Here is a 14975-nt window from a genome sequence, read left to right on the forward strand (position 1 = left end):
GCCATTCGCTGGCAAGGATTGCGGCGTGGGGCACGACGGCCCCGCCATTGGACAACCAGGAGATGGTCTTGAAGCACACATTCAACGCGCTCGCGCTAGCGGCGGCGCTGGTCTCGCCGACGCTGCTGGCGGCCCCGGACTTTACCGTGCATGACGTTGCACTCGGCATGCCCTATGACGAAGTCAATCTGCTGCTTCAGGAAACCTGCCCCCGGGGCTGCATGACCTACACCGGCTCCGGCCCGGCGGGCATCCATTCGCTGACGGTGTTCCTGCGCTACCAGACCATCTACTTCAGCAACACCCGGCGCACCGAGGTCAACCGCGACAAGCCCTATGAATCGGCGACCTACACCTTCGGCCCCGATCACAGGGTCATTGCCCTGGAAGCCGAGGTAAAAGGCTCGCTCACCGCCGGCAAAAAGCTCGCCGACGAGGCCCTGGCCCGTTATTCAGGCCCGTTGCAGGCGTTCACCCAGACCAACAAGGTCGCGGTACATGCCCAGGCATCGCTGGATCACCTGTCCTACCTGTATGCGCCGAATATGACCGGCAAGCAGTTCGAGCTGAGCGTGATCGAGCCTGCGCGCTCGCGCATGGCGGTGACCCGGGTCAACTACTGGGACTTCGACGCCGTGCGCGCCCTCGAAGCCGCCAAGCCCGCCGACTTCATGACCGTGCGCGGCCCTGCCGGCCTGGGCCTGGTGCCCCGCGAAGCCAACGCCGCGGAAGCGGCCAAGGCCCGTCGTTACCCGGCACTGGAGATCGGCACCCAGACCCAGGCCGTCAACGGCAACGACAAGGTGCAGGTGATTGCCGAACAGCATGACGGCAATAAAAACCCGCCCAGCCAATTGCTGGTCAACGGTGCCCTGATCCAGAAGTCGGCCCTGCTCAGCGACGGCATGTCGTTCGAAGCTGTGCAGCACCTGGGGGATGGGCTTTTTCTGGTGAGTGCCGCGTGGGCCGGCAATGGCTGCAGTGCCCAAGAGCAAATACTGCTCAAAGTGGTCAACGGCAAGGGGCATCTGTCCGAACCCTTTGGCCGCTGCGAACCGCAGATCACCCAGCATGCCGGCACCACCTACTTCAACTTCGCCGAAACCGAATACGAGCCGCAGCAGACCCTGGCCACCCCCTGAAGCATCCCCCACCTATCGCGTAGCCGCTGCCGAGGCACGAGGGCTACGCCGGGCCACCTCAGCGCCCATGCACCGGGTTACTCCACGGGTGCATGACGGCCAGCGCAGCCTCGCGCCTCGGCAGCGGCGACAAGGATCGGTGGCGGCACAGACTGTTTTCCCCTGTAGCAGCTTTGCGCATTGACGAAGAAATTCATCAATGGTCATATGCGCGCCAGTTTCAGGTGTCCCATGCCGCCGTGCATGGGATTAAACGGGAAGCCGGTGCGTCACTTCGGTGATCAGTCCGGCGCTGCCCCCGCAACGGTAAGCGAGCGAAGCATTCGACAGACCACTGTGCTCCGGCATGGGAAGGTGAATGCTTCATGACCCTCGCGAGCCCGGAGACCGGCCTGCAACTTCGTTTGGCAACCCCGCGGTGGGCGGGCGCAGTCCGGTTTGCGTGGGCGCGTGCGCCTGCGATTCCTTATGCGTTGTTCCCTCCGGGTTTCATTCTTTCCTGACTCAGTTGGAATAGCATGTCCCGCAATCCCCTGCTCCAAAGCCTCGCAAGCCGATCCCTGCCGATCACCTTTGTCCCCTGCATGGCCTTTTCATCCCTGACCTTTGCCGAAACCGACCACCGTGCGCTCGCCTTGCCGGCGACCCTGGTCAGCGAAGTCGCCAAGGGCGATGACACTTCCCTCAGCACACCGCTGCCCGCCGGCTCACGGCTCAACCTGAGCGCCCTGGAAAACCCCGCCAGCACCAGCAGCATCGGCCAGGACGCCATCGACAACCGCAATAACCTCACGGTGCAGGACGCGGTGACCCGCTCCCCGGGCATCACCAGCATCGCCGCCCCGGGCAACGGCAACACCGCGCTGGCGGCGCGGGGCTTTACCGGGCACAGCTCGGTCATGACCCTGTTCGACGGTGCCCGCCTGTACACCGGTGCCGGCAGCCTGACGTTTCCGGTCGACCCGTGGATGGTTGAACGCATCGACGTGATCCGTGGCCCGGCCTCGGTGCTCTATGGCGAAGGCGCCACCGGGGCGGTGGTCAATGTGATCTCGAAGAAGCCCTTCGAAGGTGAAGTGCGCAACCGCCTGCGCCTGGGTTATGGCTCCAACGACCGCCAGCAGCTGGGCCTGGACAGCGGCGGCTCCCTCAGCGACACCCTGAGCTATCGCCTGACCCTGAACCAGCAGCAAAGCAACGGCTGGGTCGACCACGGCGACTCGCGCAGCCTGGCCCTCAGTGCGGCCCTGCGCTGGCAGGCCAACGATGACCTGAGCTTCACCTTCGCCCATGAGCGTGGCGACAGCGAGCCGAGCAGTTACTTCGGCACGCCCCTGCTCGACGGGCACTACCGCGACAGCCTGCGCGACAAGAACTACAACCTGCGCAACGCCGTGCAGCGCTACAACGACGAATGGACCCGGCTCAACACCGACTGGAACCTGAGCGACAGCGTCAGCGCCAGCAACCAGCTGTATTACATCAAGAGCCGACGCCATTGGCGCAACGCCGAAACCTACAGCTGGGACAGCCCCCGCCAGCAACTGCTGCGCAACAGCTACCTGGAGATCAAGCACGACCAGGAGCAGATGGGCGACCGTCAGAGCTTCACTTTCAACCATTCGCTGTTCGGCCTGGACAGCCGCACGGTGGTCGGTACCGAGTACAACAAAATCAGGTTCGCCGTGGGCAACAACTCGCCCTATACCGATGTCGGCGGCGACTACATCGACCCTTGGCAGCCGGCAGCGGGTTACTTCCAGAGTCGCTCGGCATTTTCACCCCAGACCGCCAGCAGCACCCACACCTTTGCCCTGTTTGCCGAGAACCGCTTGCAGCTGTCCGAGCGCTGGTCCCTGGTGACCGGCGTGCGCCGCGACCAGAACCACATCGAGCGCGACGACCAGCGTGCCGGCAGCCGCAGCGACCGCAGCCTCACCGGCGGCAACTGGCGCGCCGGGCTGGTGTTCGCGGTCACCGACCAACTGTCGCTGTACGGCCAGTACTCGACCAGCGAGGACGGGGTCAACAACCTCATCAGCCTGAACCCGAGCCAGCAGCAGATGGACCTGACCGAGGCCCGGCAGACCGAGTTCGGCCTCAAGCAACAGTTCTGGGACGGGCGCGGTGAATGGACCCTGGCGGCCTACCATATCGTCAAGAAAAAACTGCTCAGCAGCGACCCGGTCACGCGCCTGGCGCAACAGGTCGGCCAGCAGTCCGCCGACGGCCTGGAAGCATCCCTGGAGCTGGCCCTGGCCCACGACTGGCAGGTCTCGGCCAATGCCGCGCTGGTGCGGGCCGAATACGACGACTTCGATGAAGTGGTGTCGGGCCAGGTGGTCTCGCGCACCGGCAATCGCCCGAGCAACGTGCCGCGCCGCAGCGCCAACCTGTGGTTGAACAAGGCCCTGAGCCAGGACCTGACAGCCGGCATGGGCCTGCGTTTTGTCGACGCGCGTTATGCCAATACGGCCAACACCACCCAGGTTCCGGGCTACACGGTGCTCGACGCCAACCTCGGCTGGCAGCTGCAACGGGATGTGCGCCTGGGCCTGCAGCTCAACAACCTGCTCGACCGGCGCTACGCCGTGGCCCAGCAGAACAATGGCCAGCAATGGCTGATGGGTGAGCCGCGCTCGTTCTTCGTCACCGCCGACTACAGCTTCTAAGTGCCTGCCACGCTGTAGCGGGCAACCCTCGGGCGCGTTTAACGCCGCCCGAGCCAGGCACCAGGGACCCCGCAGGTTCCCGGCGCTGGCTGCTGGAAGAGCAGCAGACAATCAGCAACCGGCTGTTGCGCCTGGTGCATCCCCACGCCTCATCTCCCCGCGACCCCAGCCTGGCGGCCAGCAAGCGGGCTGGCATGCTTTCTGCGTTAACGCCATTGCGCCCGACTTCGGGCCCTGCCGTTCCAACCCAGAGGCCTTGCATGAATCACTCTTTCGCCCGACTCGGCATCAGCGCCGGATTGCTTTTCTCCTCCCTGCTCCACAACACCGCCAGCGCCGCCGTGGTGGATGCCGAGCGCCTGCAGACACTCGACCGGGATATCCGCCAGGCCACCCCGCAACTGATCGAGCTGCGCCACGATATCCATCAACACCCGGAGCTGGGCAACCGCGAAGTGCGCACTGCCAAGCTGGTGGCCGCGCGCCTGCGTGAGCTGGGCCTGGAAGTGCAGACCGACATCGGCCACACCGGCGTGGTCGGGCTGTTGCGCGGCGGCAAGCCGGGACCGGTGGTGGCCATTCGTTCCGAACTGGACGCGCTGCCGGTCACCGAGCAGACCGGCCTGCCCTACGCCTCGACCGTGACCCAGGCCTACAGCGGCAATGACTTCAGCCAGGCCGGAAAGCAAGTCGGAGTCATGCACGCCTGCGGCCACGATGCGCACATCGCCATTGTGCTGGGGGTGGCCCAGGTCCTGGCGGCGCACAAGGACAGCCTGCCCGGCACCATCAAGTTCATTTTCCAGCCGGCCGAAGAAGGCGTGCCGGTGGGAGAAACCGGCGGCGCCCGGCTGATGATCGAACAAGGGGTGCTGGCCAACCCGGCGCCGCAAGCGATCTTCGGCCTGCACGTGGGGCCGGGGGTGTCCGGCACCCTTTCGGTCAGTCGCCAACGCACCACCGCCGCCTCGGACAACTTCGTCGCCACCATCACCGGCGAACAGACCCACGGCGCCTTCCCCTGGGCCGGGATCGACCCCTTCCCCCTGGCGGCGCAGATCATCCTCGGCTGGCAGACCATCCCCAGCCGCCAGGTGAACCTGGTGGCCCTGCCCGCCCCGGTGATCTCCATCGGCAAGATCGACGCCGGCGTGCGCAGCAACATCATCCCCGCCGAAGTGCGCATGGAAGGCACCCTGCGCACCCTCACCGACGCCCAGCGCGACGATGTGATCAGCCGCCTGCAACGCACCGCCAGCAAAATCGCCGAAAGCGCCGGGGCCAGCGCCAAGGTCGAGATCCTCCCCGGCAGCTACCCGGCCGGTTACAACAACACCGATCTGGTGGACAAACTCCTGCCCCAGCTCGAAGCCTCGTCGGGCAAGCCCGTCACCCTGGGTTCCGGGGTCTACGCCGCCGACGACTTCGCCGAATACTCGCGGCGTATTCCGGCGCTGTTTTTCGGCCTTGGCGTCACTCCTGACGGTATCGACCCGGCCAAGGCCTGGCCCAACCACTCACCCAAATTCCTGGTGGACGACCAGGCCCTGCCAGTGGGCGTGCGCGCGTTGTCGCGGGTGACCCTGACCTATCTCGCCAACAACGGCTACAAGTAGCGGGCTGCCGGGCCGCGTGCTGCCCGATGCAGGGCGGTACGCAGCCTCCGCACTGGATAAAAAGTAATAACCATCACACTTTTTATTCTTTTATTTAATCAAGCACATTCGCCAACATTGCCCGTCCGCTTGCTCGTGATTGCCTGCCATGCCCAGCACATCCCATCATCATTTCACTCGCCTGTTCAGCAAAAACTACGGTTGGTTGCGCGCTCGGGTCAGCCGTTTGCTGGGCTGCCAGGACAGTGCCGAGGACATTGCCGCCGAAGCCTTCATGCGCTTGCTGGGGATCGAGGATCTGGCCGCGGTGCGCGAGCCCCGGGCGCTGCTGACCACCATCGCCAAACGGCTGATGATCGATCACTGGCGCCGGGCCGACCTGGAGCGGGCGTACCTGGCGACCCTGGAGGAACAACCTCACAGCGAGCTGCCCTCCCCCCAGGAACACGCGATGCTGATCGAAACCCTGTTGCAGTTGGACCGCCTGCTCAAGGGCCTTGGGCATCAGGCGCGGCAGGCGTTTATCCATAGCCTGTTCGACGGCATGACCTACGAACAGATCGGGCGTCAGCTGGGGATTTCCAAAAGCCGCGTCCATCAGCATATGGAGCAGGCGTATCTGTGTTGCCTGGAGGCCTTGGCGCAATGAGTACGGATTCGCAGCAACAGATCCGGATCGAAGCCGCCCGCTGGTTGGCCTTCCTCCATTCCGGCGAAGCCGATGAGGCGCGCCACGCGGCGTTTCTCGACTGGCAGGCGCGCAGCCCGCAGCACGCCGAATGCATCGCGCGGATCAACCAGCAGCTGGGGTTTATCCAGGCGTCGAAGCTGCGCGATCTCAACCCCCGGCAGTTGCAGCAAGCCCTGGATGCACCCTCCAGCCGCCGCCGGTTCTTGCGCACCAGCCTCGGCCTGGCGGGACTGGCGGTCACCACCGGATTGCTCAGTCGCCTGGGCAGTACCGGCCTGGCCTGGCCGGGTGACCTGTACACCGGGATCGGCGAGCGCAGCCAGTTCCAGCTGCCCGATGGCAGCCAGTTGACCCTCGACGCCGCTTCCCGCATCAGCCCGCATTTCGACGGCGCCGAGCGCGGCCTGACCCTGCACGCCGGGCAATTGCTGCTGGACGTGCGCCAGCACTCACAACGGGCGTTTGTCCTGCAGGCAGGCAACCTGCGGGTCGAGGCCCGGCAACAGCGGCTGTTGTTGCGCCAGGAAGCCAGCGCCTGTTACGTCGCCGCCCTGGATGCCGACTTGAGCCTGCACGGCGCCAGTGCCAGCCGCACCCTGCCCCACGGCCACTGGGCTCGCTTGAGCCGCGACGGCGCCTGGCACACCGGCCCCGCACCCGACAGCGAGACCCTGTGGCTCAAAGGGCTGTTCGAAGCCGATGCCCTGCCCCTGGAGCAGGTGGTGGCCGCCTTGCGCCCTTACCACCCCGGCCTGTTGCACCTGTCGCCGGCGGTAGCCGGGCTGCGGGTCAGCGGCCTGTTCCCCCTGGATAACAGCCACCAGGCCCTGGACATGCTCGCCAGCATCGCGCCGATCCGGGTCACTTGGCGCAGCCGCCTGTGGGCGAATATCGAGCCGGCATAAGCTAGGAACAAATCGATCTGAGCCGCGACTGGAAATGACCCGGGCTGCCCCGTCAACCCGGCAGTCACTCTCAACCAGGATCGATAAAAAAATGCCCCATGTCGCGTGCGTGCGCATCCCCCTGAACCGCTTGACCTTGGCCATTGCCCTGGCCGGAGCGCCGCTGCTGCCAATGCTGGCCGCGCCGCTGCAAGCCGCCGAGCAACGTCAGCACTACGCCATTGCGGCGGGTCCGCTGAACAGCGTGCTGCTGGCGATCTCCCGGCAAAGCGGGCAACTGATCGCCTTTGATCAGCACCTGATGGAAGGCCTGAGCAGCCCGGCGATCACCGGCGACCTGGACCTGCAACAGGCACTCTCACGGGCCCTCAAGGGTTCCGGCCTGCACGTGCAGCGTGAGGCGTCGGGCGCCCTGAGCATCCAGGGCCAGCCGACTGCGGCGGCGGACGCGACCGTCAGCCCTGCGCCCCGCAGCGAAGCCAGCACCCCACGCCTGGAAAGCGTGCTGGTGACCGCGCAGAAACGCGAGGAAACCCTGCAACGGGTGCCGGTGCCGATGAGCGTGGTCAGCGGGCGCAAGATCGAAGACACCAATGCCGGCGCCAGTGCCACCCAGATCACCCGCTTCATCCCCAACACTTCGTCCGCCACCATCGACAACCAGCGACCGCGCTGGTGGATCCGCGGGATCGGCACCGGTGACCAGCGCGCCAATACCGTCAGCCCGGTGGGCATCTACCTCGACGACGTGTACCTGAACAACGTCGACGCCACCAGTTTTCCGTTGTTCGACCTGGACCGGGTGGAAGTGCTCAAGGGCCCCCAGGGCACCTTGTGGGGCAAGAACACCACTGCTGGCGCGATCAATTTCGTGTCGCGCAAACCCGACTTCAAGGACAACCCCGGCTACCTCAAGCTCGATGCCGGCAGCCATGCCAGCCGCACGGTGGAAGGCGCCGCCGGGACCGTGCTGGTGGATGACAAGATCGCCGGCCGGGTGTCGTTCCGCCATAACCAGCGCGACGGTCTGGCCGAAGACAACAGCAGCGGCGGACGCAGCGGCGATACCCAGGACGACGCCCTGCGCCTGCAACTGGCGGTGAACTTCAACGACAGCCTGGACGGCGTGTTCAACCTGCATTACCGCACCTTCAAGAGCCGTGGCAACGGCCTCGACGGCAGCACCGCCGGGATCCTCGCCCGGGGTGCGAACGGCACCAATGCCTTCGGCTATAGCCCCAGGCTGTCGCGGACCAACGTCGACTACACCCTCGCCGGCAAGGATGACCTGGAGCACAAGGGCGGCTCGGCCACCCTCAACTGGCAACTGGGGGACCTGACCCTGACCTCGATCAGCGCCTTCGAGGATGTCACCCGCACCATTCGCGGCGACAGCGACTACACCCCGGCCGACCTGGCCCGTGGTTATCGCGACCTGCACAGCCGCCAGTGGTCCCAGGAGCTGCGCCTGGCCTCGCCCAAGGAACAGACCCTGAGTTGGGTCGCCGGGGTGCACTACTTCCATGAAAAGCTCGACTACACCGAAGCCCGCGCCGCCGTCGACGGCAGCTTCCTCACGCCCTACTTCAACAACACCCAGACCGAGCAAGGCAACACCAGTTACGCCGTATTCGGCAGCACCACCTGGCAGGTGACCGAGCCATTGCGCATCACCACCGGGCTGCGCTGGACCAGCGAACAGAAAGACATCGACCTCAACCGCGTGGCGGCGGTCGGCAGCGCGCAATTCAGTGACCCCAGCCGCTGGTGGTCGCGCAGCAGTGTCAGCAACCCGTTGCAGGTCACGGCGGTCCAGGATGAAAGCCGGACCTGGAACGACTTCACCTGGGACGTGACCCCCGAGTACCAGCTCAACGATCACGCCCGGGTCTACCTGCGCTACGCCAAGGGGTTTCGTTCCGGCGGCTTCAATACCGGCGCCACCAGCCAGGGCAGCGTCGCCACGGTCGACCCGGAGTACCTCTCGGCCTATGAACTGGGGCTCAAGTCCGAGTGGTTCGATGGCCGCCTGAACCTCAACGGCAGCGTCTTCTACTACGACTACAAGGACATCCAGCTCAATGCCGTGGTCGGCACCAGCACCGGGGCGCTGTCGACCCTGACCAACGGTGCCCGCGGCAAGTTGCGCGGCGCCGAGCTGGAAATTGAAGCCCTGCCGGTGGACGGCCTGCACCTGCAGGCCGGGATCGGCCTGCTGCACAGCGCGTTCACCGACTACCAGTCCGGCAGCGATGATTTTTCCGGCAATCGCTTTGTCCGCGCCCCCAGCGTCTCGGCCACCTTTGGTGTGGAGTATCGCTACCCCCTGGGCATTGGCGGCTACCTGATTCCGCAGACCGACTGGAGCTACCGCAGCAAGCAGTACTACTTCGCCAACAACCAGACCGATCCGGCCCTGAGCGAAGACGCCTTCGCCCTCGGCAATGCCAGCCTGGCCTGGCTGTCCCAGGACGAAAAACTGCGCATCTCGCTCTACTCGCAAAACATCACCGACCGCAAATACGTCAATCACTCGTTGCCGGTCTCCTACGGCGGCAACGCCATTTTCTACGGCGAGCCACGCACCCTCGGGCTGTCCGTCACCACGCGCTGGTAATTCATTCGTCATTGATCGAGGAGCAACACATGGAAATCTATTGGTACCTGACCGCCCCCGATGGCCCTCAGCCCTGGACCGCCAGCGGTTCGCGCGCGGTGACCTACCCCTACCTGCAACAAGTGGCGCGGGCCGTCGACCACCTGGGCTTTACCGGGGCCCTGCTGGCCACGGGCGCCCACGACCCCTGGATTCTCGGGGCATCGCTGATTCCCTTTACCGAAAATTTCCGCTTTCTGATCGCCATCCAGCCCGGGCTGATCTCGCCCACCCTGCTGGCCAAGATGGCCCTGACCTTCAGCCACCTGTCCAAGGGCCGGCTGCTGCTCAATGTGGTCAGCGGTGACGCCAACACCCTGGGCGCCTACGGCCTGAACATGAGCCACGACGGCCGCTATGCCCTGGGCGACGAGTTCCTGAGCGTGCTCAAGCCGCTGCTGGCCGGTGAGACGGTGAACTTCAAGGGCGAGTATTTCGATATCCGCGAAGCACGCCTGGCCCTGCCCGGCGGCCCGCAATATGCGCCGCCGCTGTGGTTTGGCGGCTCGTCCGAGGTGGCCCAGGAAATTGCCGCAAAACACGTCGACACCTACCTGAGCTGGGGCGAAACCCCGCCCCAGGCCGCCGAGAAAATTGCCCAGGTACGCCAGCGTGCGGCGGCCCATGGGCGCACCCTGCGCTTTGGTATCCGGCTGTATGTGATCCTGCGCGACACCGATGAAAAAGCCTGGGCCGCAGTGGATGAGCTGTACGCCGGGATGGACGATCAAGCCATCGCCAACCGCCAGGCCCTGGCGAAGAATTCCGATTCGGTGGGCCAGGCACGCATGACCGCGCTGCACGGCGAACGCCGACCACAGAACGCCCGCGACCTGGAGATCTACCCCAACCTGTGGGCCGGCATCGGCCTGGTGCGTCCCGGCCCGGGCACCGCGATTGTCGGCAGCCCGGACACCGTAGAGCGGGTCATCAAGGAATACGCCGATGCCGGCATCGAGGTGTTTATCCTCTCCGGCTTCCCCCTGCTCGAAGAGGCCTACCGCTTCGGCGAACAGGTGCTGCCACGGCTCCCGGTCACGCGCCTGCCGAGCCAGGCAGTCGAGGCCGATACCGAGCAGCGCTTTACCTGGGGCAACCTCTGGGACAGCCCGGTCGCCAGTGCGGAGCAACCCTCATGAGCCGCGCCCAAACCCTGCGTATCGGCAGCCATCCGATGAACCTGTCGCTGTTTATCCTGCGCCAGCGCCGGCACCTGGAGGCACTGGCCGAGGCCCGGGGCTTGGCCGTGCACTGGCTGGATTACGCCGAAGGCCGTGACAGCGGCAGGCTCCTGCAACAAGACCAGGTCGACTGGGTCGGCACCGGCTCGACACCGCCGCTCTATAGCCGGGCCGCCGGGGTCGACCTGGTCTACGTCGGCGCCTCGGCCTCGCGCCAGACCAGCAGCGCCTTGCTGGTGCTGGCCGACAGCCCGCTGCAGCGCATCGACCAGCTGCGGGGCAGCCGCATCGCCAGCACCGTGGGTTCCTACACCGATCACTTCCTGGCCCAGGCCCTGCACAGCCACCACCTGGACTACCAGGCCGTGGAGGTGCTGGACCTGCCCGGGCGCGAAGGCCAGCACGCGCTGCAGGCAGGTCGGGTCCAGGCCTGGGCCGCCCTCGACCCGCTGCTCAGCGAGCAGTTGCAGACCGGCCAGGTGCGAGCCCTGGGCCAGGCCGGCGACTTCATCCCCAATCGCTCGCTGTTCTGGGCCAACCGGTCCTGGGTCGAGCGCGAGCCGCAGCAGGCGCAGTTGGTGTTCCAGGCCCTGGCCGAGAATGACCGCTGGATCGCCGGGCATATCGAGCAGGCAGCCGAGTTGCTGGCCGGCAGCCACCCGCAACAGGTTGCCGCCAGCACCTGGGCCGCCAGCCTGCGTCAGCGCCCCTGGGGCATTGAGCCGGCCCGGCAGCCAATCCTTGACGAGCAGGACCAGCAGGCCCGCCTGCTGTTCAGCGCCGGGCTGCTGAACAATGCCCTGCCACCGAGCCTCGGCCGCGACTTGTCACTGTCCACGGAGCTGTCATGAAAGCATCGAGCCCTAGCGCCTTCGCGCTGTTCACCAGCCTCGGCCTGAGCGCCTGGCTGCTGTGCGCCAACGCCCAGGCCGAGCCACTGGAACTGCGCATCGGTTACCTGCGTGGCCCTTCGGACCTGTCCCTGGTACGCGACACCGGCGAGCTGGAAAAAGAGTTGGCCGGGCTTGCGGTCAAGGTCCGCTGGCTGGGGCCGTTCCCGGCGGCGGCGCCGGCCTATGAAGCCCTCAATGGCGGCTCCCTGGACCTCACCAGCGGCAGCTCCACCGCCTTTGTCACGGCGATTGCCGGGGGCATGCCGATGAGCATGTTCGGCTACCAGCCGATGCCGGCCAATGGTGAAGGGATTGTGGTCAAGGACCAGGCACCGATTCACAGCCTGGCCGACCTGCCGGGCAAAACCGTCGCGGTCAACCGGGGCGGCACCGGCGAGTACCTGTTGTCCCGCGCCCTGGAAACCGCCGGCATCGATGAAGGCAGCGTGCACAAGCAGTACCTGAGCCCCACCGACAGCAGCTCGGCGTTTGCCTCCGGGCATGTGGACGCCTGGGCCACCTGGGACCCGTACCTGGCCCTGGCGCAAAACAATTACGGCGGGCGTCTGCTGATCAACGGCCAGCAACTGGGTTCGGAGAACGCCGCCGGCTACTTTATCCGCCAGGACTTCCTCGCGGCTCATCCCCAGGTGGTGAAAGCCGTGCTGGAGGTGCTGCAACGCAGCAACCGCTGGGCCCGCGATCACCCTCTGGAAGCGGGTCGGATCTGGGCCAGGCAGATGGGCAACCAGAGTGAAGAGGTCGCTCGGCAACTGGGCGCGACCAACACCTCGCCCTTGCTGGCAGTGGGTGCGCAACAGGTGGAGCAGATCCAGCACATTGCCGACTGGTACTGGCGCAAGCAGATCATTCGCCAGCAGCCGGTGATCCTTGAGCATGTGGTGGACCTGGGCAACGCCGAGTAAGCCGACCGGGATACCGGGCTGCGCGCCCGTTATCCCGGTGGTTGGGTCAGCGCCGGACCTTGACCCAGGCCATCAGCAGCGCCGAGGACAGCACCCCAACAGTCATGAAGATGTAGGCCGCCCCCGGGTTGCCGGTGAGGCCGATCAGGTGGCCGACGATCCACGAACCGATAAAGGCCCCCAGGGCACCGCAGGCATTGATCAGGCCAATGGCACCGCCGAACACGTTGGCCGGGATGATCTCCGGGATCAGCGCGAAAAAGGGCCCGTAGGGTGCGTACAGCGCCGCGCCGGCAATGCTCAGCAGGGCGAACGACAGCCAGAAGTGGGTCGAGCCCAGCAGGTACGAGCAGAAAAACGCCAAGGCCCCCAGCGCCAGCAGCGGCCAGATGAAATGTTTGCGTTGCTGGGATTTGTCCGAGGCCCAGGACACCACCAGCATCGCCGCCACAGCCGCGACATAGGGCACCGCGCTCAGCCAGCCGACGGTGACGATATCGGCGGCCGCCGCCTGTTTGATGATGGTCGGCAGCCACATGATGAAGCCGTAGACCCCGATGCTCCACAACGCATGCACACAGCACAGCTGGATCACCACCGGGCTGGTAAAGGCCTGGCGATAGTTGCGCACGGCCTTCAGGCCTTGCTGCTCACTGGCCAGGGTCGCGGCCAGTTGCGTCTTTTCCTCGCGGCTCAGCCAGTCGACCTGTTCCGGTTTGTCCCGCGCCATGCGCCACCAGACAAAGGCCCAGAGCACCGCCGGAGCGCCTTCGATGATGAACATTTCACGCCAGCCCCAGGCCTGGATCAGGTAGCCCGAGAGCACCGACATCCAGAGCACGGTGACCGGGTTGCCCAGCACCAGGAAGGTATTGGCCCGGGAGCGTTCCTTGCGGGTGAACCAGTTGCTGATGAAGATCAGCATCGCCGGCATTACCGCGGCTTCAACGATACCCAGGGAGACGCGGATCACCATCAGCATCGGGATATTGGTCACCAGCCCGGTGGCCATGGCGCAGACGCCCCACAGGATCAGGCTGCAGAACACCAGTTTGCGTACGCTGTATTTCTGCGCGTAGATGGCCCCCGGCACCTGGAAGAAAAAGTAGCCGAGGAAAAACAGCGCGCCGATCAGCGACGACGTGCTCTTGCTGATGCCCAGGTCCTGCTCGATGCCCACGGCGCTGGCGAAGCCGTAGTTGGCCCGATCCAGGTAGGCCAGGCTGTAGGTGATGAAAATCAGTGGAATCAGGTACAGCCAGCGTTTCGGCGCGAAGGCCGTGGACGCCTCGCCGCTAATGGCCGGCAGCGGCAGTGACCGGGATTTGAGTGTGCTCATGGGTGTCCCCTGTTGTTGTTTTTTTCAGGTACGCAGTACGGTTTCACACGACGCTGGTCAGGCCGCCGTCGACAAAGATGGTTTGTCCGTTGATGAAGTCCGACGCCGCGGAGGCCAGGAACACCGCGGTGCCGCACAGCTCCTCGACCCGCCCCCAGCGCCCGGCCGGCGTGCGTTGGCACAGCCATTGGGAAAACGCCTGGTTGTCCACCAGCGCCTGGTTCATCTGAGTCGCGAAGTAGCCCGGCGCCAGACCATTGGCCTGGATCCCGTGGCGTGCCCATTCGGCGCACATGCCCTTGGTCAGCATCTTCACCGCGCCCTTGGACGCGGCGTAAGGGGCGATGGTCGGGCGCGCCAGTTCGCTTTGCACGGAGCAGATATTGATGATCTTGCCGCGACCGCGACCGATCATATGCCGCGCCACCGCCTGGGAGACATGGAACACGCCGTCGAGATTGACCCGCATCAGCTCGTGCCAGTCATTGGCAGCGAAATCCTCCAGCGGCGCGCGACGCTGGATCCCGGCGTTGTTGACCAGGATATCGATGGCCCCGTACTGCGCCTCGAAAGCGTCGATGGCCTCGAACAACTGCGCGCGGTCGGTGACGTCGAATACCGCGATCTCGACCTCAAGCCCTTCGTCGCGCAACAGACTGGCAATAGACTCAGCCTTGTCTCTATTGCGATCGTTGATCACCACCCTGGCGCCGGCGGCGCCCAGGCCCCGGGCCAGCTCCAGGCCGATGCCCTTGCCGGAACCGGTGATCAGGGCCGTGCGGCCTTCAAGCAGGAAGCTGCTGGTGCTGAATGACATGCTGTTCTCCGTAAAGCGGCCGTTTATTGTGCTGCAGGCCTTGGGCGCCAGTTCACCCCAGGGCACGGACAACGTCCAATCGTCATTTCTGATCTGGTCATCAAAATCTATGATCACCATCCCAGACCCCAGCCAGC

11 protein-coding genes and 1 riboswitch are annotated in these 14975 nt (G+C 65.4%); of the genes, 9 read left to right on the plus strand and 2 right to left on the minus strand.

The window, feature by feature from the left end:
* Positions 1 to 68 precede the first annotated feature (68 nt).
* The 9 genes from JFU57_RS25570 (at position 69) to JFU57_RS25610 (ending at position 12682) form a co-directional block, all read left to right on the plus strand.
* Entirely contained in the window at positions 69 to 1142 is a 1074-nt protein-coding gene (locus JFU57_RS25570) for a hypothetical protein (RefSeq protein ID WP_201131198.1), read from the plus strand.
* Positions 1143 to 1347: 205 nt separating this feature from the next.
* Positions 1348 to 1552, plus strand: a riboswitch (cobalamin riboswitch).
* A 108-nt stretch (positions 1553 to 1660) separates the two neighbouring features.
* On the plus strand, positions 1661 to 3814 hold the full coding sequence (locus tag JFU57_RS25575; RefSeq protein ID WP_201131199.1) for a TonB-dependent receptor: 2154 nt from the start codon (positions 1661 to 1663) through the stop codon (positions 3812 to 3814).
* 260 nt (positions 3815 to 4074) lie between these two features.
* On the plus strand, positions 4075 to 5430 hold the full coding sequence (locus tag JFU57_RS25580) for an amidohydrolase (RefSeq protein WP_201131200.1): 1356 nt from the start codon (positions 4075 to 4077) through the stop codon (positions 5428 to 5430).
* Between the two features lie 148 nt (positions 5431 to 5578).
* Positions 5579 to 6079, plus strand: a complete 501-nt coding sequence (locus JFU57_RS25585; RefSeq protein WP_078469083.1) for a sigma-70 family RNA polymerase sigma factor — start codon at positions 5579 to 5581, stop codon at positions 6077 to 6079.
* Complete coding sequence (locus JFU57_RS25590) at positions 6076 to 7026, plus strand: FecR family protein (RefSeq protein WP_078469082.1); 951 nt, start codon at positions 6076 to 6078, stop codon at positions 7024 to 7026. Before JFU57_RS25585 ends, JFU57_RS25590 begins: the two co-directional genes overlap by 4 nt.
* Before the next feature lie 91 nt (positions 7027 to 7117).
* A complete protein-coding gene (locus JFU57_RS25595) occupies positions 7118 to 9643 on the plus strand; it encodes a TonB-dependent receptor domain-containing protein (RefSeq protein ID WP_201131201.1) in 2526 nt (841 codons plus the stop codon).
* A 29-nt stretch (positions 9644 to 9672) separates the two neighbouring features.
* Positions 9673 to 10821, plus strand: a complete 1149-nt coding sequence (locus JFU57_RS25600; RefSeq protein ID WP_201131202.1) for an LLM class flavin-dependent oxidoreductase — start codon at positions 9673 to 9675, stop codon at positions 10819 to 10821.
* On the plus strand, positions 10818 to 11714 hold the full coding sequence (locus JFU57_RS25605) for an ABC transporter substrate-binding protein (protein ID WP_201131203.1): 897 nt from the start codon (positions 10818 to 10820) through the stop codon (positions 11712 to 11714). Before JFU57_RS25600 ends, JFU57_RS25605 begins: the two co-directional genes overlap by 4 nt.
* Positions 11711 to 12682: an aliphatic sulfonate ABC transporter substrate-binding protein gene (locus JFU57_RS25610; protein WP_201131204.1), complete on the plus strand. Its 972-nt coding sequence runs from the start codon at positions 11711 to 11713 to the stop codon at positions 12680 to 12682. Before JFU57_RS25605 ends, JFU57_RS25610 begins: the two co-directional genes overlap by 4 nt.
* A gap of 46 nt (positions 12683 to 12728) precedes the next feature.
* On the opposite strand, the gene JFU57_RS25615 is transcribed toward JFU57_RS25610, so the two are convergent.
* Complete coding sequence (locus tag JFU57_RS25615; protein WP_078469078.1) at positions 12729 to 14021, minus strand: MFS transporter; 1293 nt, start codon at positions 14019 to 14021, stop codon at positions 12729 to 12731.
* Between the two features lie 43 nt (positions 14022 to 14064).
* Positions 14065 to 14838 carry an SDR family NAD(P)-dependent oxidoreductase gene (locus tag JFU57_RS25620; protein ID WP_201131205.1) on the minus strand — a complete coding sequence of 258 codons (774 nt, stop codon included), beginning with the start codon at positions 14836 to 14838 and terminating at the stop codon, positions 14065 to 14067.
* Positions 14839 to 14975: the final 137 nt, after the last annotated feature.

Source organism: Pseudomonas sp. TH07 (assembly GCF_016651285.1).
GTDB lineage: Bacteria > Pseudomonadota > Gammaproteobacteria > Pseudomonadales > Pseudomonadaceae > Aquipseudomonas.